At 73.0% G+C, this 18,316-nt stretch carries 19 protein-coding genes and 1 riboswitch; of the genes, 8 read left to right on the top strand and 11 right to left on the bottom strand.

The genetic code is table 11. The annotated features are described in order from the left end of the window. Nucleotides 1-11: 11 nt before the first annotated feature. The 4 genes from metF to AS857_RS20870 all read right to left on the bottom strand — a co-directional run bounded on the left by metF (nucleotide 12) and on the right by AS857_RS20870 (nucleotide 3,536). Complete coding sequence (gene metF / locus AS857_RS20885; protein WP_058044811.1) at nucleotides 12-929, bottom strand: methylenetetrahydrofolate reductase [NAD(P)H]; 918 nt, start codon at nucleotides 927-929, stop codon at nucleotides 12-14. Between the two features lie 153 nt (nucleotides 930-1,082). Then, nucleotides 1,083-1,733: a thiamine phosphate synthase gene (gene thiE, locus AS857_RS20880; protein ID WP_058044810.1), complete on the bottom strand. Its 651-nt coding sequence runs from the start codon at nucleotides 1,731-1,733 to the stop codon at nucleotides 1,083-1,085. Between the two features lie 141 nt (nucleotides 1,734-1,874). After that, nucleotides 1,875-2,240 carry an Rv2175c family DNA-binding protein gene (locus AS857_RS20875; protein ID WP_058044809.1) on the bottom strand — a complete coding sequence of 122 codons (366 nt, stop codon included), beginning with the start codon at nucleotides 2,238-2,240 and terminating at the stop codon, nucleotides 1,875-1,877. Between the two features lie 60 nt (nucleotides 2,241-2,300). Next, the gene (locus AS857_RS20870) at nucleotides 2,301-3,536 is read right to left on the bottom strand and encodes an NAD(P)/FAD-dependent oxidoreductase (protein WP_058044808.1); all 1,236 of its coding nucleotides are present in this window, start codon (nucleotides 3,534-3,536) and stop codon (nucleotides 2,301-2,303) included. A gap of 128 nt (nucleotides 3,537-3,664) precedes the next feature. Beyond that, nucleotides 3,665-3,776: riboswitch (TPP riboswitch) on the top strand. Here AS857_RS20870 and thiO point away from each other — a divergent pair. From thiO to AS857_RS20845, 5 genes are all read left to right on the top strand, one after another. After that, a complete protein-coding gene (gene thiO / locus AS857_RS20865; RefSeq protein ID WP_058044807.1) occupies nucleotides 3,775-4,974 on the top strand; it encodes a glycine oxidase ThiO in 1,200 nt (399 codons plus the stop codon). It overlaps the preceding riboswitch by 2 nt. A gap of 35 nt (nucleotides 4,975-5,009) precedes the next feature. Continuing rightward, on the top strand, nucleotides 5,010-5,210 hold the full coding sequence (gene thiS, locus AS857_RS20860; protein ID WP_058046951.1) for a sulfur carrier protein ThiS: 201 nt from the start codon (nucleotides 5,010-5,012) through the stop codon (nucleotides 5,208-5,210). Nucleotides 5,211-5,219: 9 nt separating this feature from the next. Beyond that, on the top strand, nucleotides 5,220-6,020 hold the full coding sequence (locus tag AS857_RS20855; protein ID WP_058044806.1) for a thiazole synthase: 801 nt from the start codon (nucleotides 5,220-5,222) through the stop codon (nucleotides 6,018-6,020). 97 nt (nucleotides 6,021-6,117) lie between these two features. After that, nucleotides 6,118-8,073: a Stk1 family PASTA domain-containing Ser/Thr kinase gene (pknB, locus tag AS857_RS20850; RefSeq protein ID WP_079110536.1), complete on the top strand. Its 1,956-nt coding sequence runs from the start codon at nucleotides 6,118-6,120 to the stop codon at nucleotides 8,071-8,073. 2 nt (nucleotides 8,074-8,075) lie between these two features. Further along, complete coding sequence (locus AS857_RS20845; protein WP_058044805.1) at nucleotides 8,076-8,960, top strand: deoxyribonuclease IV; 885 nt, start codon at nucleotides 8,076-8,078, stop codon at nucleotides 8,958-8,960. A gap of 22 nt (nucleotides 8,961-8,982) precedes the next feature. Here the strand turns inward: AS857_RS20845 and AS857_RS20840 are convergent, their stop codons facing one another. Continuing rightward, nucleotides 8,983-9,615, bottom strand: coding sequence for a sulfite oxidase-like oxidoreductase (locus AS857_RS20840; RefSeq protein ID WP_058044804.1), 633 nt, complete (start codon nucleotides 9,613-9,615; stop codon nucleotides 8,983-8,985). Nucleotides 9,616-9,770: 155 nt separating this feature from the next. Here AS857_RS20840 and bfr point away from each other — a divergent pair, with 155 nt between their 5' ends. Next, nucleotides 9,771-10,259: a bacterioferritin gene (gene bfr / locus AS857_RS20835; protein WP_058044803.1), complete on the top strand. Its 489-nt coding sequence runs from the start codon at nucleotides 9,771-9,773 to the stop codon at nucleotides 10,257-10,259. A gap of 18 nt (nucleotides 10,260-10,277) precedes the next feature. Here the strand turns inward: bfr and AS857_RS20830 are convergent, their stop codons facing one another. After that, nucleotides 10,278-10,532 (bottom strand): (2Fe-2S)-binding protein, encoded by a 255-nt coding sequence (locus AS857_RS20830; RefSeq protein ID WP_058044802.1) that lies wholly within the window; start codon nucleotides 10,530-10,532, stop codon nucleotides 10,278-10,280. A 119-nt stretch (nucleotides 10,533-10,651) separates the two neighbouring features. After that, nucleotides 10,652-12,001 (bottom strand): class II 3-deoxy-7-phosphoheptulonate synthase, encoded by a 1,350-nt coding sequence (locus AS857_RS20825; protein ID WP_058044801.1) that lies wholly within the window; start codon nucleotides 11,999-12,001, stop codon nucleotides 10,652-10,654. Between the two features lie 257 nt (nucleotides 12,002-12,258). Between AS857_RS20825 and AS857_RS42420 the strand changes: the two genes are divergently transcribed. Together AS857_RS42420 and AS857_RS20820 are read left to right on the top strand one after the other, a co-directional pair. Further along, complete coding sequence (locus AS857_RS42420; protein ID WP_079110815.1) at nucleotides 12,259-12,315, top strand: trp operon leader peptide; 57 nt, start codon at nucleotides 12,259-12,261, stop codon at nucleotides 12,313-12,315. Nucleotides 12,316-12,410: 95 nt separating this feature from the next. Then, nucleotides 12,411-14,396, top strand: a complete 1,986-nt coding sequence (locus AS857_RS20820) for an anthranilate synthase family protein (protein WP_058044800.1) — start codon at nucleotides 12,411-12,413, stop codon at nucleotides 14,394-14,396. Nucleotides 14,397-14,507: 111 nt separating this feature from the next. Here the strand turns inward: AS857_RS20820 and AS857_RS20815 are convergent, their stop codons facing one another. The 4 genes from AS857_RS20815 to AS857_RS20800 are packed head-to-tail and all read right to left on the bottom strand — an operon-like array spanning nucleotide 14,508 to nucleotide 18,304. Continuing rightward, nucleotides 14,508-15,539 carry a 6-phosphofructokinase gene (locus AS857_RS20815; RefSeq protein WP_058044799.1) on the bottom strand — a complete coding sequence of 344 codons (1,032 nt, stop codon included), beginning with the start codon at nucleotides 15,537-15,539 and terminating at the stop codon, nucleotides 14,508-14,510. A 41-nt stretch (nucleotides 15,540-15,580) separates the two neighbouring features. Further along, nucleotides 15,581-16,273, bottom strand: coding sequence for a response regulator (locus AS857_RS20810; RefSeq protein ID WP_058044798.1), 693 nt, complete (start codon nucleotides 16,271-16,273; stop codon nucleotides 15,581-15,583). Then, nucleotides 16,270-17,496, bottom strand: a complete 1,227-nt coding sequence (gene macS, locus AS857_RS20805; protein WP_058044797.1) for a MacS family sensor histidine kinase — start codon at nucleotides 17,494-17,496, stop codon at nucleotides 16,270-16,272. The genes AS857_RS20810 and macS overlap by 4 nt, the downstream gene beginning before the upstream one ends. 49 nt (nucleotides 17,497-17,545) lie before the next feature. Further along, complete coding sequence (locus AS857_RS20800; protein WP_079110534.1) at nucleotides 17,546-18,304, bottom strand: lysophospholipid acyltransferase family protein; 759 nt, start codon at nucleotides 18,302-18,304, stop codon at nucleotides 17,546-17,548. Nucleotides 18,305-18,316 lie beyond the last annotated feature (12 nt).

Below are 18,316 nucleotides of genomic sequence, written 5' to 3'. Positions count from 1 at the left end.
GGGGCCGGCCGTCAGGACCGCTGGTGCAGTCCCAGATTCTCGTAGATTTCCAGCGTCGCCGTGGAGTGGTTCAGGGTAATGAAGTGCAGCCCGGGAATCTCCTCGGCCATCAACCGAGCGCACAGCTCCGTGGCGTACTCGATCCCGATCGAGCGTACAGCGGCCCGGTCGTCCTTGACCGCGAGGATCCGCTCGGCCAGCGCCGGGGGGAACGCGGCATTGCTGAGCTGCGCGAACCGCTCGATCTGGCGGACGTTGGTGACGGGCATGATCTCGGGGATGATCGGGGTGTCGCAGCCGGCGGCGGCCACCCGGTCGCGCAGCCGGAGGTAGTCCTCCGGGTAGAAGAACATCTGGGTGATGGCGAAGTCCGCGCCCGCGCGGCACTTGTCCACGAAGTACCGGACGTCGGTGTCCCAGTCGGTGGAGCGCGGGTGCATCTCCGGGAAGGCGGCGACGCCGACGCAGAAGTCGCCGGACTCCTTGATGAGGCTCACGAGGTCGGCGGCGTAGTGCAGGCCCGCGGGGTGGCGCACCCACTCGCCCATGGGGTCGCCGGGCGGATCGCCGCGCAGGGCGAGCATGTTGCGGATGCCGACGTCGGCGTACTGGCCGATGATGTTGCGCAGCTCGGCCTTGGAGTGGTTGACGGCTGTCAGGTGGGCGACGGGCGTGAGCGTCGTGTCGGTCGCCATGCGCTCGGTCACCCGCACGGTGCCCTCGCGGGAGGAGCCTCCCGCGCCGTAGGTGACGGACACGAAGGTCGGGCCGACGGCCTCGATCCGGCGGATGGCGTCCCAGAGGGTGCGTTCCCCCTTCTCGGACCTCGGGGCGGCGAACTCGAAGGAATACGACCGCTCGCCTGAGGCGAGCAGCTCACGCACCGTGCGCGCGTGGTCTGTCCTGGTGGAGGCGGTACCAAGGGCCATACCGGCAAGTTAACCAGCGCTCCCCGCGGCCCCCAACCCACTTCTGCGATTTGCCCGATAGGCCGGTATCCCGTCCGGCATGCGGACGCATCTTCATGTTCCGTTGATGCTCCGTTGACGTTCCCGGGCCGCCGCAAGGGACCGGGCGCGGCCTCAGAGGCGCTCGCGGACCCGCTTGGCCAGCTCTGCGGCGGCCGCTCCGGGGTCGTCCGCCTCGGTGATCGCGCGGACCACGACGACCCGGCGGGCGCCCGCGTCGAGCACCTGCTCCAGGTTGCCCAGGTCGATGCCGCCGATCGCGAACCAGGGGCGCTCGGTGCCCAGGGCCGCCGCGTGGCGGACCAGGGGCAGGCCGGGGGCGTGCCGGCCCGGCTTGGTGGGGGTCGGCCAGCAGGGGCCGGTGCAGAAGTAGTCCACGCCGGGCTCGGCGGCCGCGGCGTCCACCTCGGCCTCGGCGTGCGTCGACCGGCCGATCAGGACGTCCTCGCCCAGGATCGCGCGGGCCGCGGGCACCGGCAGGTCGCCCTGGCCGAGGTGCAGCACGTCGGAGCGGACGGCGTGGGCGACGTCGGCGCGGTCGTTGACCGCGAAGAGCTTGCCGTGACGCCGGGCGGCGTCGGCGAGGACCGCGAGGTGCTCCAGCTCCTCGCCCGCCTCCATGCCCTTGTCGCGCAGCTGGACGACGTCGACACCGGAGGCGAGGACCGCGTCGAGGAATTCCGGCAGGTCGCCCTGGCGCTTGCGGGCGTCGGTGCACAGGTACAGCCGGGCGTCGGCGAGGACATCGCGGGCGGTGGCGGACATCGGGTGGTTCCCCCCGGGTCGGCGGTGTGCGGGCGGGGGCGTGCCCCGCCCGCACACCGGACGGTTCTGACGGGCGCGGTCACCGCGCCCTGAAACGGATCGGGCCCTGGATCGGGCCGTGCCCTCGGGCTGCCCGGCGGCTCAGACGGCGAGCGCCTGGGCGCGCCGCTTCACCTCCGTGCCGCGGTTCTCCCGCAGGGCGTCCGCCGGGGTGCCCGGCAGGGTCTCGTCGGCGGTGAACAGCCACTCCAGCATTTCCTCGTCGCTGAAGCCGTCGTCCCGCAGCAGCGTCAGGGTCCCGGCCAGGCCCTTGACGACCTTGCCCTCGCCGATGAAGGCGGCGGGCACCATGAGCACCCGGTTCTCACCGCGGCGCACGGCGATCAGCTGGCCCTCCTTCACCAGCTGCCGCACGCGCGTCACCTCCACGCCGAGCTTCTCGGCGATGTCGGGGAGGTTGAGCCAGGCGGGAACAAGCGCGTCGATCTTTGCGTCAATCTCGGTCACGGGACAAGCCTGCCATCTGCCGCTGACAGCCGGTAGCCGGGTTGACCCGACCCGGGCGCGTCACAGCGTCGCGGCCTTCAGCGGAACCGACGCGTCGGCGGCCTTGGCGCGGTCCAGGGAGGCGCCCTTCTCGATGAGCTTGCGGCCCTGGGCCAGGTCCCTGGGACGGCCGACGGCCAGCAGGGCGACCAGGACGCCGGCGCGCAGCCAGCACACGCTCCAGGCGGCGCTCGCGGGGTCGCCGCGCCACAGCAGCTCGTCGGCGGCGGCGTGGTGGCCGACGTACTGCACGAACCGCCCGAACTGCTCGGACCAGAAGTACGGCACCGGGTCGTAGGACGGCCCCTCGGCCGGGCCCAGCACGATGTTCGCCGCGACGGTCCGCGGCCCCTGCATGGCGTTGTCCCAGTGGTGCACGAGCAGCCGCTCGCCGTAGCGGGCGGAGGGGAACGACGCGCAGTCGCCGACCGCGTAGACGCCGGGCAGCGAGGTGCGCAGCCGCTCGTCGGCCAGGACGGCGCGGTCCTCGCCGAGCGCGATCCCGGAGCCCTCCAGCCAGCCGGTCGCGGCCCGCGCCCCGACGCCGACGACCACGGCGCCGGCCGTCAGCCGGGTGCCGTCGGCCAGCACGACCGCGTCGGGCTCCACGGTGGTCACCCGCGCGCCGAGCATCAGCCGGGCGCCGCTCTCGGCGTACCAGGGGGCCATCCGGGCGGCGACCTCGGCGGGCACGGCGCCGGCGAGGACGCGGTCCGCGGCCTCGACGACGGTCACCTCGCAGCCCGCCTCCCGGGCGGCCGTCGCGACCTCGGCGCCGATCCAGCCCGCGCCGACGGCCACGACGTCGTGCTGCGCGGCCAGGACCGGGCGCAGCCGCACGGCGTCGTCGAGGGTGCGCAGCAGGTGGACGTTGGGCAGGCCCTCGCTGCCGGGCAGCCGGACGGGCTCGGCGCCGGTGGCGATGACCAGGACGTCGTAGGGGACCGGCCCGGAGGGGGTGTCCACCAGGTGCTCGGCCGGGCGCAGGCCGGTGGCCTCCCGCCCGAGCTGGAGGTCTATTCCGAGCAGGTCGAAGTCCACCTCGAAGGCGGAGCCGTCGGCCTTGCCCAGCAGGACGGCCTTGGAGAGCGGGGGTCTGTCGTACGGGGCGTGCGGCTCGGCGCCCAGCACGGTGACGGTGCCGGCCCAGCCGAGCTCGCGCAGGGCGACCGCGGTCTGCACGCCGGCCATTCCGGCACCCACGATGACGACGCGCCGCTCACTGGCGGCAAGTGGTTCTTCCCGGTGCTCGCTCACCCGATCACTGTAGGACGACGGCCGTGCGCGACCGGGGCCAGGGCCCGCCCGGCGGGTCTTCTCCCGCGCCGCGGGGCGCCTCGGTCCGGCCTTCCGGTGGGTTCGCGGCGCGTACTAGGGTGGCCGGTGCAAGCACTCGCGGGAGCCCGGACGACCGGGCTGAGAGGGAGGCTGGACGGCCTCCGACCGTACGAACCTGATCCGGGTCATGCCGGCGAAGGGAGGGGCTGGACACCTCATGGCCGCGTCGACGACCACACCGGGCGCACCGACCGCGCCGACCGTTCCCGCCTGCGACGTCCTCGTCGTGGGCGGCGGGCTCATCGGGCTCGTCACCGCCTGGCGCGCCGCGCAGCGCGGGCTGCGCACCGCCGTCGCCGACCCCGCGCCGGGCGGCGGCGCGGCGCGCGTCGCCGCCGGGATGCTGGCGGCGGTGACCGAGCTGCACTACGGCGAGGAGGCGCTGCTCGCCCTCAACCTGGCCTCCGCGCGCCGCTATCCGGACTTCACGGCGGAGCTGGAGGAGGCCAGCGGCGTCGCCACCGGCTACCGGGCGTGCGGCACGCTGGCCGTCGCCCTCGACGCCGACGACCGCGAGCACCTGCGCGAACTGCACGCCCTGCAGCAGCGCTCCGGCCTGGACTCGCAGTGGCTCACGGGCCGCGAGTGCCGCCGCCTGGAGCCGATGCTCGCGCCCGGCGTACGCGGGGGGCTGCGGGTGGACGGGGACCACCAGACCGATCCCCGCAGGCTCGCGCGGGCGCTGCTCACGGCCTGCGAGCGGGCCGGGGTCGCCTTCCACCGCGCCGGGGCCGCCCGGCTGCTGCTCTCCGGGGACCGCGCCACGGGCGCCGAGCTCGCGGACGGCCGCCGCGTCGCCGCGGAGCAGGTGGTGCTCGCCGCGGGCAGCCGCAGCGGGACGCTCGCCGGCGTCCCCGCCGACGTCCTGCCGCCCGTGCGCCCCGTCAAGGGCCAGGTGCTGCGGCTGCGCGTCCCGGACGCGTACGCGCCCTTCCTCTCCCGCACCGTGCGGGCCGTCGTCCGCGGCGGCCCGGTGTACCTGGTGCCGCGCGAGAACGGCGAGCTCGTCCTCGGCGCGACCACCGAGGAGCTCGGCTGGGACACCACGGTCACCGCCGGCGGCGTCTACGAGCTGCTGCGCGACGCCCACGAGCTGGTGCCCGGCATCACCGAGCTGCCCCTGGTGGAGACCTCCGCCGGGCTGCGCCCCGGCTCCCCCGACAACGCCCCCCTGCTCGGCCCGACCGCCCTGCCCGGGCTGCACGCGGCCACCGGCCACCACCGCAACGGCGTCCTCCTCACCCCGCTGACCGGCGACGTCATGGCCGAGGTGCTGACCACCGGGCGCCTCCCCCAGGAGGCCCGCCCCTTCACCCCCCGACGCTTCTCGAACGCGCTGCAGGAGCTGCCCGTATGAACCCCAGCGACCCCACCGACAACCCCGAGGCCCACATGGGCATCAGCGTCAACGGCGAGCACCGCGAGGTGCCCCACGGCCTGACCCTCGGCGCTCTCGTGGCGAGCATGACCACCGCGCCCGGCGGTGTGGCCGCCGCCGTCAACGAGGCCGTCGTGCCGCGCGGCCAGTGGCCCGCCACACGGCTCGGCGCGGGCGACCGCGTCGAGGTCCTCACCGCAGTGCAGGGGGGCTGATCAGCACTGATGGCGGACGATCTGCTCACCATCGCCGACACCACCTTCGGCTCCCGGCTGATCATGGGCACCGGCGGGGCGCCCAGCCTCGACGTCATGGAGCGCGCGCTGCTCGCCTCCGGCACCGAGCTGACCACCGTCGCGATGCGCCGCCTGGACGCGAGCGTCCGGGGCTCCGTGCTGTCCGTGCTGGAGCGGCACTCCATCCGGGTGCTGCCGAACACGGCCGGCTGCTACACCGCCGGCGAGGCCGTCCTGACCGCCCGGCTGGCCCGGGAGGCGCTCGGCACGGACTGGGTCAAGCTCGAAGTGATCGCCGACGAGCGCACGCTGCTGCCCGACCCGGTCGAGCTGCTCGACGCCGCGGAGATCCTCGTGGACGACGGCTTCACGGTGCTGCCGTACACCAACGACGACCCGGTCCTCGCCCGCAAGCTGGAGGACGCCGGCTGCGCGGCGATCATGCCGCTGGGCTCGCCCATCGGCTCCGGGCTCGGCATCCGCAACCCGCACAACTTCCAGCTGATCACCGAGCGGGCCGGGGTCCCCGTGATCCTCGACGCGGGCGCCGGCACGGCCTCCGACGCGGCGCTCGCCATGGAGCTGGGCTGCGCCGCGGTGATGCTCGCCTCCGCGGTGACCCGCGCGCAGGAGCCGGTGCTGATGGCGGAGGCGATGCGGCACGCCGTGGAGGCGGGGCGGCTGGCGTACCGGGCGGGACGGATACCGCGGCGGCACTTCGCCGAGGCGTCCTCTCCTGCGGAGGGCCTGGCGCGTCTCGATCCGGAACGTCCGGAGTTCGCTCAGTAGCAGGGGCTCCACCCCTGACCCCTTTTGTCCCCAATCGCCGGACGGGCCGGATTTTGCCGGGTCAGGGCTTCGTCCCCGCCCCTTTTAGACTCGTCGCGTGGATACGACGCTAGGGGACCCGTTGGTCGGGCACACGCTCGACGACCGCTACCGGGTCGAGGCCCGCATCGCCGTGGGCGGCATGGCCACGGTCTACCGCGCCCTCGACACCCGGCTCGACCGGGTGCTCGCGGTCAAGGTGATGCACCCCGGCCTCGCCGCCGACACCGCCTTCGTGGAGCGCTTCATCCGCGAGGCCAAGTCGGTCGCGCGCCTGGACCACCCCAATGTGGTGGGCGTCCACGACCAGGGCACCGACGGCCCGTACGTCTACCTGGCGATGGAGTACGTGCCCGGGTGCACCCTGCGCGACGTGCTGCGCGAGCGCGGGGCCCTCCAGCCCCGCGCCGCCCTCGACATCCTGGAGCCGGTGCTGGCCGCGCTGGGCGCGGCCCACCTCGCGGGCCTGGTGCACCGCGACATGAAGCCCGAGAACGTGCTGATCGGCGACGACGGCCGGGTGAAGGTCGCCGACTTCGGGCTCGTCCGGGCCGTGGACACCGACACCACCGCGTCCACCGGATCCGTCCTCGGCACCGTGTCGTACCTGGCCCCCGAGCAGCTGGAGCACGGCACCGCCGATCCGCGCGTGGACGTCTACGCGTGCGGCGTCGTCCTCTACGAAATGCTGACCGGTGCCAAGCCGCACACGGGGAGCACCCCGGCCCAGGTCCTCTACCAGCACCTCCACGCGGACGTCCCGCCGCCGTCGGCGGCCGTGCCGGGCCTGGCCGCCGGGCTGGACGGCCTCGTCGCCGGCGCCACGGCCCGCGACCCGCAGCTGCGCCCGGCGGACGCCGTCGCGCTGCTCGGCCTGGCCCGCGCGGCGCGCGCGGAGCTGAGCGACGAGCAGCTGGACGCGGTGCCCCCGCAGGCGCTCACCGACGCGCTCACGGGCCGCACGACAGGCCCGGAGGACCGTACGAGCGTGCTGCCCCGGCCGGCCGCGCGCCCGCTGCCCGCGGAGGACGGCGACCGGCTGAACCGCACGACGCGGCTGGAGCACCCGCCCGCTCCCCCGGTCCCGCCGGCGCCCCCCGCGGGCCCGCGCGGCCGGTTCCGGCAGGCGCCGCGGCGCGGGGTCCTCGCGGTGGTCGCCGCGCTGCTGGCGGTGCTGATCGGCGCGGGTGTCTGGTACATCAACTCGGGCCAGTTCACGACCGTCCCCGCCGTCCTGGACATGACCCGGGACAAGGCGGAGAAGACCCTGGACGACGCCGGGCTCGGGGTGCGCACGAAGGAGGACTTCAGCGACACCGTCGAGCGCGGCCACGTCATCGCCGCCGACCCGGCGCCCGGCAAGCGCATCCGCAACACCGGCAAGGTGACGATCACCCTCTCGCGCGGGCCCGCGCGGGCCGAGGTGCCCAACGTCGTCGGCATGTCCTTCGACGAGGCGAAGAAGAAGATCGAGGGCGCGGGCCTGACCGTCGGCGAGGTCGGCAAGCAGTTCAGCAGCGAGACCCCGCAGGGCTCGGTGCTGGCCACCGACCCGAAGCCGGGCGAGCAGCGCCGGCCGGAGGCGCCGGTCGCGCTGACCGTCAGCAAGGGTGCGCCGCTGGACGTGCCGGACGTGCGGGGCATGTCCCTGGACGCCGCGACCGCCGCCCTGCGCGACAAGGGCTTCGAGGCGAAGGTGTCGGACGCCCAGGTCTTCTCCGACCGCGCCAAGGGCTCCGTGGCCGAGCAGTCCCCCGGTACGGGCGACAAGGCCGCCAAGGGCGACACGGTCACCCTCACCGTCTCCAAGGGCAAGGAGATGGTGCCGGTCCCGGACGTCACGGGCAGGAACGAGGCCGAGGCCAAGCGGCTGCTGACCGAGGCGGGCTTCAAGGTGAAGGTCGACAAGCCGTTCTTCTTCCCGCAGGACTCGGTGGAGAGCCAGTCGGTCAAGGGCGGCGAGCAGGCCGCCAAGGGCGACACGATCACCGTCAAGCTCAAGGGCGGTCTGTAGCGGTGGAGGAGCTGACCCCGGGGCGGCTGCGCAACCCCGTAGGCGGGCACGTGCCGGTGGCGGGCGGGCTGGCCAAGGTGGGCCTGGCCTACGCGCGCGAGATGGGCGCGGAGACCCTGCAGGTCTTCGTCGCCAACCCGCGCGGCTGGGCGACGCCCGCGGGCAACCCACGGCAGGACGAGGAGTTCCGCGCCGCGTGCGCGGAGGAGTCCCTGCCGGTCTGGGTGCACGCCCCCTACCTGATCAACTTCGGCTCGCACACGGAGGCGACGGTCGAGCTGTCCGCGGAGTCGATGCGGCACTCGCTGCGCCGCGGCCGGGCCATCGGCGCGCAGGGCGTGGTCGTGCACACCGGCTCCGCGACGGGCGGCCGGCCGCGCCGGGCGGCGCTGGAGCAGGTCCACGAGCGGCTGCTGCCCGTACTCGACGAGCTGACCCACGACGACGACCCCTGGCTGCTGCTGGAGCCCACGGCCGGCCAGGGCGCGTCCCTGTGCTCGCTGGTCGAGGACCTCGGCCCCTACTTCGAGGCGCTGGAGCACCACCCGAAGCTGGGGGTGTGCCTGGACACCTGCCACGTCTTCGCGGCGGGCCACGACCTCGCCGGGCCGGGCGGGATGAAGAGCACGCTGGACGAGCTGGTCTCCGTGGTGGGCGAGGGACGGCTGCGGCTGATCCACGCCAATGATTCGAAGGCGGTCGTCGGCGCGCACCTCGACCGGCACGAGAACATCGGTTCCGGCCACATCGGCGCCGGCCCCTTCGCGGAGCTCTTCCGCCACCCGGCGACGGCCGGGGTGCCGCTGACGATCGAGACGCCGGGCGGTCCCACGGGCCACGCCGCGGACGTGGCCCGGCTGAAGGAACTGCGCGACGGCGTGCTGTAGGCGAAGGCGGGCCGGCGCAGGGCTAGAGTTCCGGGCCCTCGCCCGGCTGCTCCTGGTAGGAGTAGCGCTGCTCGCGCCAGGGGTCCCCGACGTTGTGGTAGCCCCGCTCCTCCCAGAATCCGCGCCGGTCGGCCGTCATGTACTCCACGCCGCGCACCCATTTGGGCCCCTTCCAGGCGTAGAGGTGCGGCACGACGAGACGGACGGGGAAACCGTGCTCGGCGGTGAGCGGCTCGTCGTCCTTGTGCGTGGCGAAAATCGTCTTTTCGGAGGCGAAGTCGGCCAGTCGCAGATTGGAGCTGAAGCCGTATTCCGCCCACACCATCACATGCGTGACCTCGGGCGCGGGCGGTGCGAGTTCGAGCACCGTACGGGCCGACACCCCGCCCCATTCGGCGTCGAGCATGCTGTATTTCGTGACGCAGTGCAGATCGGCCACCACCGTCGTGTACGGCAGGGCGGAGAATTCCTCGTGCGTCCAGCAGTGCTTGTCGCCGTCGGCGGTGGATCCGAAGACCCGGAACTCCCACCGGTCCGGCTTGAACCTCGGCACGGGGCCGTAGTGCGTCACCGGCCATCCGCGCTGAAGACGCTGCCCCGGCGGCAGCTGGGGGAGCTCCCCTTTGCGGCTTTCGGTGTTTTTCGAGGGCCCCATGCCCCCATGGTGTCAGACCTTTCACGGCACCGATGACCAGGGGTTCCACTATTGGGACAACTCCCACTAAGTGTGCACTTACTGGACGGTTTCGAAGGGCGGTGCGAGGATGCGCGCAACCTGCCATTCATCCTTGCTTGGAAGGAGCCTCTGCAATGCAGGGCGACCCCGAGGTCATCGAGTTCCTCAATGAACAGCTGACTGCCGAGCTGACCGCCATCAATCAGTACTTCCTGCACGCGAAGCTGCAGGAGCACCACGGGTGGACCAAGATCGCGTCGCATACGCGCGCCGAGTCGTTCGACGAGATGCGGCACGCGGAGACCCTCACCGACCGGATCATCTTCCTGGAGGGGCTGCCCAACTACCAGCGGCTCTTCCACGTCCGGATCGGCCAGACCATCACGGAGATGTTCCAGGCCGACCGGCAGGTGGAGGTCGAGGCCATCGACCGCCTCCGGCGCGGGGTGGAGGTCATGCGGGCCAAGGGCGACATCACCTCGGCCAACATCTTCGAGGCGATCCTCGCGGACGAAGAGGACCACATCGACTATCTGGACACTCAGCTGGAGCTGATCGAGAAACTCGGCGAGGCGCTGTACATCGCGCAGTTCATCGAGCAGGAGAACGGCGGATCGGACTAGCCGGGGCCACCCGGGCCGCTAGGCCGCCTGGGGCTGCGGCAGCGCGGGTATCTCGGCACTGAGCACGCCGGAATCCCCCTGGTCGGCCAGCTGGCGGCGCGGGCACGCGCCGCGGCCGAGGAGCGCCTGGATGCGGCGCACACAGCTGCCGCAGTCGGTGCCCGCCTTGCTGGCGGAGGCTATCTGCCGGGGCGTGCACGCCCCCTTGTCCGCGTGCTCACGCACCTGCTGCTCCGTGATGCCGAAGCACGAGCAGACGTACACGCGGTTCACCGCCAGCCGGGTTGATCAATAAGGTAACCCTAACCTTACCCGGCCCGGTGGCGGAAAAACAACGCCGTGGGGCGGGGATCACAGATCCCCGCCCCACGGCTCGCTCGTTTCACCGGCTCCTACTGGTCGCGGTACATCTCCGCGACGAGGAACGCCAGGTCCAGGGACTGGCTGCGGTTGAGGCGGGGGTCGCAGGCCGTCTCGTAGCGCTGGTGCAGGTCGTCGACGAAGATCTCGTCGCCGCCGCCCACGCACTCGGTGACGTCGTCACCGGTGAGCTCGACGTGGATGCCGCCCGGGTGCGTGCCGAGGCTCTTGTGGACCTCGAAGAAGCCCTTGACCTCGTCCAGCACATCGTCGAAGCGGCGGGTCTTGTGGCCCGAGGCCGCCTCGAAGGTGTTGCCGTGCATCGGGTCGCAGATCCACGCCACCTGGGCACCGGAGGCGGTGACCTTCTCCACCAGCTCGGGGAGGTGGTCACGGATCTTGCCCGCACCCATCCGGGTGATGAAGGTGAGCCGGCCCGGCTCGCGCTCCGGGTCGAGGCGCTCGATCAGGGTGAGCGCGTCCTCGGCCGAGGTGGTGGGGCCCAGCTTCACACCGATCGGGTTGCGGATCTTCGAGGCGAACTCGATGTGCGCGCCGTCCAGCTGACGGGTGCGCTCGCCGATCCAGACCATGTGGCCGGAGACGTCGTACAGGTTCCCGGTGCGGGAGTCCGTACGGGTCAGGGCCGACTCGTAGTCGAGGATCAGGGCCTCGTGCGAGGAGTAGAACTCGACCGTCTTGAACTCCTCCGGGTCCGTCCCGCAGGCGTTCATGAAGTTCAGCGCGCGGTCGATCTCGCGGGCCAGGGCCTCGTAGCGCTGCCCGGACGGGGAGGACTTCACGAAGTCCTGGTTCCAGGCGTGCACCTGGCGCAGGTCGGCGTAGCCACCGGTGGTGAAGGCGCGCACCAGGTTCAGCGTGGCCGAGGAGGCGTGGTACATGCGCTTCAGCCGCTGCGGGTCCGGCGTGCGGGCCTCGGGCGTGAAGGCGAAGCCGTTGACGGAGTCGCCGCGGTAGGTCGGCAGGGTCACGCCGTCGCGGGTCTCGGTCGGCTTCGAGCGCGGCTTGCTGTACTGACCGGCGATGCGGCCGACCTTGACGACGGGCACCTGGCCCGCGTAGGTCAGCACGGCGCCCATCTGGAGCAGCGTCTTGAGCTTGTTACGGATCTGATCGGCACCGACGGCATCGAAGGCCTCGGCGCAGTCGCCGCCCTGGAGCAGGAACGCCTCTCCACGGGCGACCGCTCCCAGGCGCTGGCGCAGCTGGTCGCATTCGCCCGCGAAGACGAGAGGCGGATAGGACTCGAGCTCGGCGATCACATCGCGCAGAGCCTCTTGGTCCGGCCATTCGGGCTGCTGCGCCGCGGGAAGGGAGCGCCAGGTGTTGCCACCGGCGTGGAGTTCAGCGTTCACGGTCACGCTCCAACCCTACGGGGTCGCGGCGGCTGCCCGGCCGCCGGACCGCACTTTGAGACATTTGCCGATACGAGGGCGAGACGCGCCCAAGACACGCCAGAGCCACCGCTCGATACCGGCCATCCCCGTACTGCTTCGCGACCGCACGGGACACGGGCGTCCCCACGCCCTCGCCCCACACCCCGGAAGCTTCCATTCCTACGCTCTGACCACGGCTGATACCCGCCGGTAGGGAGCGTGCTTCGGGTAGGGTGCCCAGCATGTTCGCGCTGCAGATCCAGAACTGGTGGTGGACCGCTCATCCGGCGGCCCACTGACTGCGCGTACCACCGACGCATCGCGAAGGCCGCCCGAGGGGCGGCCTTCCGCATTTCCCGGGCCGTTCCTCTCCGCACCGGAAGGAACCCTCCCCATGCCCAGCGACACCGCCCGGCCCGCCGGCACCGCCGCCCTGCTCGCCCGGCTCACCGGTCCCGTCTGCCCGCCCTTCGCCCTCCTCCACCGCCGCACGCCGGGCCTCCCCCGGGACGCCGGAGACGGGGCGGGCGCGCCCGCCGGCACCGTCGAGCTGCTCCTCGGCCCCGTCGAGGAGGTCGAGCGCCTCGCCGACATCCCGCTGCCCGCCGGCCGGCCCGGCGGCGGCCGTCCCGTCCACGACGCCCTCGCCCTCGTGCCCTTCCGGCAGATCCGCGAGCGCGGCTTCGACGTCCGCGACGACGGCACCCCGCTGGCCGTCCTGCGCCCCGAGGAGAGCCACGAGCTGCCCCTCGACGACGTCCTCGCCGCCCTGCCCGCCCACGCCGTCCGCGTCGAGGGCGGCGCCTTCGACGTGAGCGACGACGCCTACGCGGACATCGTCCGGCGCGTGATCGAGGACGAGATCGGCACCGGCGAAGGCGCCAACTTCGTCATCCGGCGGACCTTCGAGGGCGAGATCCACGGCTTCACCCCCGCCGACGCCCTCGCCCTCTTCCGCCGCCTGCTGGCCGGCGAGCGCGGCGCCTACTGGACGTACGTCGTGCACACCGGCGACCGCACGCTCGTCGGGGCCAGCCCGGAGGTACACGTGCGCATGTCCGGCGGGACGGTCGTGATGAACCCCATCAGCGGCACCTACCGCTACCCCGCCTCCGGCCCCGCCAAGGACGGCCTGCTGGCCTTCCTCCACGACCGCAAGGAGGTCGAGGAGCTGTCCATGGTCGTGGACGAGGAGCTGAAGATGATGTGCACCGTCGGCGACATGGGCGGCGTCGTCGTCGGACCGCGGCTGAAGGAGATGGCCCACCTCGCCCACACCGAGTACGAACTGCGCGGCCGCTCCTCCCTGGACGTGCGCGACGTGCTGCGCGAGACCATGTTCGCGGCGACCGTCACCGGCTCCCCCGTGCAGAACGCCTGCCGCGTCATCGAGCGCCACGAGCCCGGCGGGCGCGGCTACTACTCGGGCGCCCTCGCGCTCATCGGCCGCGACGCCGGCGGCGCCCGCACCCTGGACTCGCCCATCCTCATCCGCACCGCCGACATCGACCGCCGCGGGCGGCTGCGCGTCGGGGTCGGCGCCACGCTCGTGCGCCGCTCCGACCCGTACGCCGAGGTCGCCGAGACCCACGCCAAGGCGGCGGGCGTCCTCGCCGCCCTCGGCGTGCGCACCCCGCGGCCGGACCGGTCCGCGGCGCCGGCCCTGCGGCTCGCCGACGATCCGCAGGTACGGGCCGCGCTCGACGCCCGCCGCGCGGACCTCGCCCCCTTCTGGCTGCGCATGCAGTCCGTGGACGGCGCCGCCACCGCTCCCGCCGCCACCGCCCGGCTGACCGGGCACGCCCTGGTGATCGACGGCGAGGACACGTTCACGGCCATGCTGGCCCACCTGCTGCGCACATCCGGCCTGGAGGTGACCGTACGGCGCTACGACGAGCCCGGCCTGCGCGCCGCCGCCCTCGCCCACGAGGGCCCCGTCGTCCTGGGCCCCGGCCCCGGCAACCCCTCCGACGCGGCCGACCCGAAGATGCGGCTGCTCCGCGCCCTCGCGGCGGAGCTCCTGCGGAGCCACCGGCACGGCCTCCTGGGCGTGTGCCTGGGGCACGAGCTGATCGCGGCGGAAGTGGGGCTGGAGATCGTCCGCAAGGACGTGCCGTACCAGGGGGCGCAGGAGCGGATCGACTTCTTCGGGCGGCCCGAGACGGTCGGGTTCTACAACACGTTCACCGCGCGGTGCGAGGCGGAGGCCGAGGGGGAGCTGGCGCTCCACCGGGTGGAGCTGAGCCGGGACGCGGCGACGGGCGACGTGCACGCCGTCCGCGGGCCCGGCTTCGCCGGCGTCCAGTTCCACCCGGAGTCGGTCCTGACGCTGGACGGCGCGACGATCGTGGCGGAGCTCCTGGTGAGCGTCCTGGTCTGACCCGCCGCTGCGCGGCGGGACCGTCCCACCCGCCCACCCGTTACCGGAAACGTTCTGGGTGATCGGGCGGGTGGGTGGGCGAAACCGCGCCGGAGGCGCGGGAGACCGGCGTCAGCCGAAGAACACCTTCACTTCTTCGTAGCGCTCGACCGGCACGGTCTTCAGGCGGGCCGTGGCCTCGGCCAACGGCACGCGGACGATGTCCGTACCCCGAAGGGCCACCATCCGCCCGAAGTCCCGCTCCCGCACCGCATCGACCGCGTGCAACCCGAACCGCGTCGCCAGCCACCGGTCGAACGCGCTGGGCGTGCCGCCCCGCTGGACGTGGCCCAGCACGGTGGTCCGCGCCTCCTTGCCCGTGCGCCGTTCGATCTCCTTCGCGAGCCACTCCCCGACGCCCGACAGCCGCACGTGCCCGAAGGCGTCGTGGGACGAGCCGTCCTTGAGGACGAGGTCGCCGTCCTTGGGCATGGCGCCCTCGGCGACCACCACGATGGGCGCGTAGCTGGCGCGGAAGCGGGAGGTGACCCAGCCGCAGATCTCGTCGAGGTCGAAGCGCTGCTCGGGGATGAGGATGACGTTGGCCCCGCCGGCGAGGCCGGAGTGCAGGGCGATCCAGCCGGCGTGCCGGCCCATGACCTCCACGACGAGGACGCGCATGTGGGACTCGGCGGTGGTGTGGAGCCGGTCGATGGCCTCGGTGGCGATGCCGACGGCGGTGTCGAAGCCGAAGGTGTAGTCGGTGGCGGAGAGGTCGTTGTCGATGGTCTTGGGAACGCCGACGCACGGGATGCCGTGCTCGGCCCACAGGAGCGCGGCGACGCCGAGGGTGTCCTCGCCGCCGATGGCGACGAGGGCGTCCACCTCGTCAGCGGCGAGGTTCTCGCGGATCCGCCGGATGCCGCCGGGTTCCTTGAAGGGGTTGGTGCGGGAGGAGCCGAGCACGGTGCCGCCGCGCGGGAGGATGCCGCGCACGGCGGGGATGTCGAGCCGGGACGTGGCGCCGTGGAGGAGGCCGCGCCAGCCGTCCCGGTAGCCGATGAAGTCGTAGGAATGGTCCTGGACGCCCTTGCGGACGACGGCGCGGATGACCGCGTTGAGCCCGGGGCAGTCACCGCCGCCGGTCAGCACTCCGATCCGCATGACACTCTCCTTCAGCCGGAGGACGCCCGGCCGGGTCAAGGTCAGGCGTCGTCGAGACCTCGCTCTATCGCGTAGCGCACGAGCTCCACGCGGTTGTGCAACTGGAGCTTGCCCAAGGTGTTCTGCACATGGTTCTGCACCGTGCGGTGGGAAATAACCAGCCGCTCGGCAATCTGCTTGTACGACAGACCCTTGGCGACGAGGCGCAGCACCTCGGTCTCGCGGTCGGTCAGCCGGGGCGCCTTGGGCTCGTCGGGCGCGGCCGGGGCGGGGTCGGCGGCCAGCCTCCGGTACTCGCCGAGGACGAGTCCGGCGAGGCCGGGGGTGAAGACGGGGTCGCCCGCGGCGGTGCGCCGCACGGCGTCCACGAGCTCCTGGGTGCTGGCCGACTTCAGCAGGTAGCCGGTGGCGCCGGACTTCACGGCCTCCAGCACGTCGGCGTGCTCGCCGCTGGCGGAGAGGACGAGGACGCGCAGCGCGGGGTTCTCCCCCACGAGCTCCTTGCAGACGGCCACGCCGGGCAGGCCGGGCAGGTTGAGGTCGAGGACCAGGACGTCGGGGCCGGCGGCCTTCGCACGGCGCACGGCCTCGGGGCCGTCGCCGGCGGTCGCCACGATGTCGTACCCGGCGGCGGCCAGGTCGCGGGCGACGGCGTCGCGCCACATGGGGTGGTCGTCGACGACCATGACCTTCACGGTGCGCTCGGCGGGTGCTTCGGCTTGCGTTTCGCTCATCGCTGTTCTTTCCCGTTCCCCCGTGGAACCTTCAGTTCGACTTCTGTGCCCTGGCCGGGGACGGACAGCAGCTCGGCGCTGCCGCCCAGGTCCCTCAGCCGCCCGCGGATCGACAGGGCGACGCCCATCCGCCCCTCCCGCTCGGCGTCCGCGAGCCGGCCCTCGGGGATGCCGGGGCCGTCGTCCCGCACGGTGACGATCACCGCGTCGGGCTCGTCCTCCAGCAGGATCCAGGCCTGCGCACCCTCGCCCGCGTGCTTGCGCACATTGTCCAGGGCGGCGCCGACGGCGGCGGCGAGCTCGGCGGCGGCGGCCGCCTCCAGCAGGACGGGGGTGCCGGGCCCGGCGAAGGAGACGTCGGCGCCCGCGTGCGGGGCGAGCAGCGCTCCCACGTCGATGGGGCCGGTGGGGACCGGTGGTGCGGCCGCCACGGCGCCGACCAGCTCCGCGTCCCCGGCGAGTTCCTCGGCGGAGCGCTGCGGGGGCAGCAGGCCCCCGGCGACCAGGGTGCGCAGGGCGATCTCCTGCTCGCCGGCCATCCGGCCGAGCTCGGCCGCCTCGCCGCCGAGCGCGGCACCGCGCCGCTGCACCATGGCCAGCACCTGCAGGACGCCGTCGTGGATGTCGCGGGCGAGCCGCTCGCGCTCGCGGGTGGCGGCCTCGATCCGCAGGGCGCGGGCGAGGGTGCGCTCACTGGCGCGGGCGACCTCGACGATGTAGCCGATGGCGATGCTGGAGACCCACACCAGGAGCACGTTGTGGACGGTGTCCCGGGCGGGGCTGCCGCGCTCGGCGAGGTTGGCGACGGCCACGAGGGTGGAGCCGACGGCCGCCCAGCGCCAGCCGCCCTTGATGGCCAGGCCCAGCACGGCGCCGCCGGTCCATATGGACGGCAGGGTGGCCGCGCCGCCGTCGATGCGGGCCGGGGAGTCGACGACGGCGGTGACGAGGATTCCGGCGAGTGCGAGGGCCAGGTCGGCGATGAGGAACCGTTTCGTGCAGCGCTCCGGCGCCGAGGTGCGGTTCCACGTGAGCGCCATCCACCCGGTGAGTACGCCCATGTAGAGGGCGCCGCCGAGCGGATGGGCGTACTCGTGGTAGTTGATGGCGAAGATCGCCAGGGCGTAGCAGAGCGTCAGAATGCGGTAGCCGGTCAGCGCGCGCCACAGCGGCAGCTCCACCGACATCCGTACGACGCGCGGCTTCCTGCTGCGCGGTGTCATCGACCAACCCCCGAGCCGGGCGCGCTGCGCCGCCGGCTGCCGCTCCCCTTTACTTTCCGCCCTGATCGGCCTTGCCGAGCCCGGCGGCCTTCGCCGCCTTCTCCTCCTCGGCCTTCCGCTTCGCCTCGTCCGCGATCTGCCGCTTGGCGGCGGTCGCGTAGATGTCCACGTACTCCTGGCCCGAGAGCTCCATGATCTTGTACATGACCTCGTCGGTGACCGAGCGCAGGATGAAGCGGTCGCCGTCCATGCCGTGGTAGCGGCTGAAGTCCAGCGGCTCGCCGATGCGGATGCCCGGGCGCACCATCTTGGGCAGCACCTTGCCCGGGGGCTGCACCTTCTCGGTGTCGATCATGGCCACGGGGATCACCGGCGCCCCGGACAGCAGGGCCACCCGGGCGAGCCCGCCCGGCTTGCCCCGGTAGAGACGGCCGTCGGGGGAACGGGTGCCCTCGGGGTAGATGCCGAACAGCTCACCGCGCGCCAGCACGTCCAGGCCGCTCTTGACCGCGGCCTCACCCGCACCGCGGGCACCCGAACGGTCGACGGGCAGCTGGCCCACGCCCTTGAAGAACGCGGCCGTCAGCTTCCCCTTGACTCCGGGGGAGGTGAAGTATTCCTGCTTCGCGATGAACGTGACCTTACGGTCGAGCACCGCGGGCAGGAAGAACGAATCCGAGAACGACAGGTGGTTGCTCGCGAGGATCGCGGGCCCTTCGGCCGGGATGTTCTCCAGGCCCTCCACCCACGGCCGGAAGGCAAGCTTCAGCGACCCGCCGATGGACACCTTCATAGCGCCGTAGAACAACCGAGAACCTCC

This window comes from Streptomyces roseifaciens (assembly GCF_001445655.1).
GTDB lineage: Bacteria > Actinomycetota > Actinomycetes > Streptomycetales > Streptomycetaceae > Streptomyces > Streptomyces aureoversilis.
This window is presented reverse-complemented; position numbering and strand designations above follow the sequence as displayed.

What these genes read in the sequence shown, in the direction of transcription:
- AS857_RS20855 (WP_058044806.1), top strand. Translation starts at nt 5,220, where the DNA reads ATGGCGGACGATCTGCTCACCATCGCCGACACCACCTTCGGCTCCCGG.
- metF (WP_058044811.1), bottom strand. Translation starts at nt 929, where the DNA reads ATGGCCCTTGGTACCGCCTCCACCAGGACAGACCACGCGCGCACGGTG.
- AS857_RS20815 (WP_058044799.1), bottom strand. Translation starts at nt 15,539, where the DNA reads ATGCGGATCGGAGTGCTGACCGGCGGCGGTGACTGCCCCGGGCTCAAC.
- thiO (WP_058044807.1), top strand. Translation starts at nt 3,775, where the DNA reads ATGGCCGCGTCGACGACCACACCGGGCGCACCGACCGCGCCGACCGTT.
- AS857_RS20840 (WP_058044804.1), bottom strand. Translation starts at nt 9,615, where the DNA reads ATGGGGCCCTCGAAAAACACCGAAAGCCGCAAAGGGGAGCTCCCCCAG.
- bfr (WP_058044803.1), top strand. Translation starts at nt 9,771, where the DNA reads ATGCAGGGCGACCCCGAGGTCATCGAGTTCCTCAATGAACAGCTGACT.
- thiE (WP_058044810.1), bottom strand. Translation starts at nt 1,733, where the DNA reads ATGTCCGCCACCGCCCGCGATGTCCTCGCCGACGCCCGGCTGTACCTG.
- AS857_RS20810 (WP_058044798.1), bottom strand. Translation starts at nt 16,273, where the DNA reads ATGAGCGAAACGCAAGCCGAAGCACCCGCCGAGCGCACCGTGAAGGTC.
- AS857_RS20820 (WP_058044800.1), top strand. Translation starts at nt 12,411, where the DNA reads ATGCCCAGCGACACCGCCCGGCCCGCCGGCACCGCCGCCCTGCTCGCC.
- macS (WP_058044797.1), bottom strand. Translation starts at nt 17,496, where the DNA reads ATGACACCGCGCAGCAGGAAGCCGCGCGTCGTACGGATGTCGGTGGAG.
- thiS (WP_058046951.1), top strand. Translation starts at nt 5,010, where the DNA reads ATGGGCATCAGCGTCAACGGCGAGCACCGCGAGGTGCCCCACGGCCTG.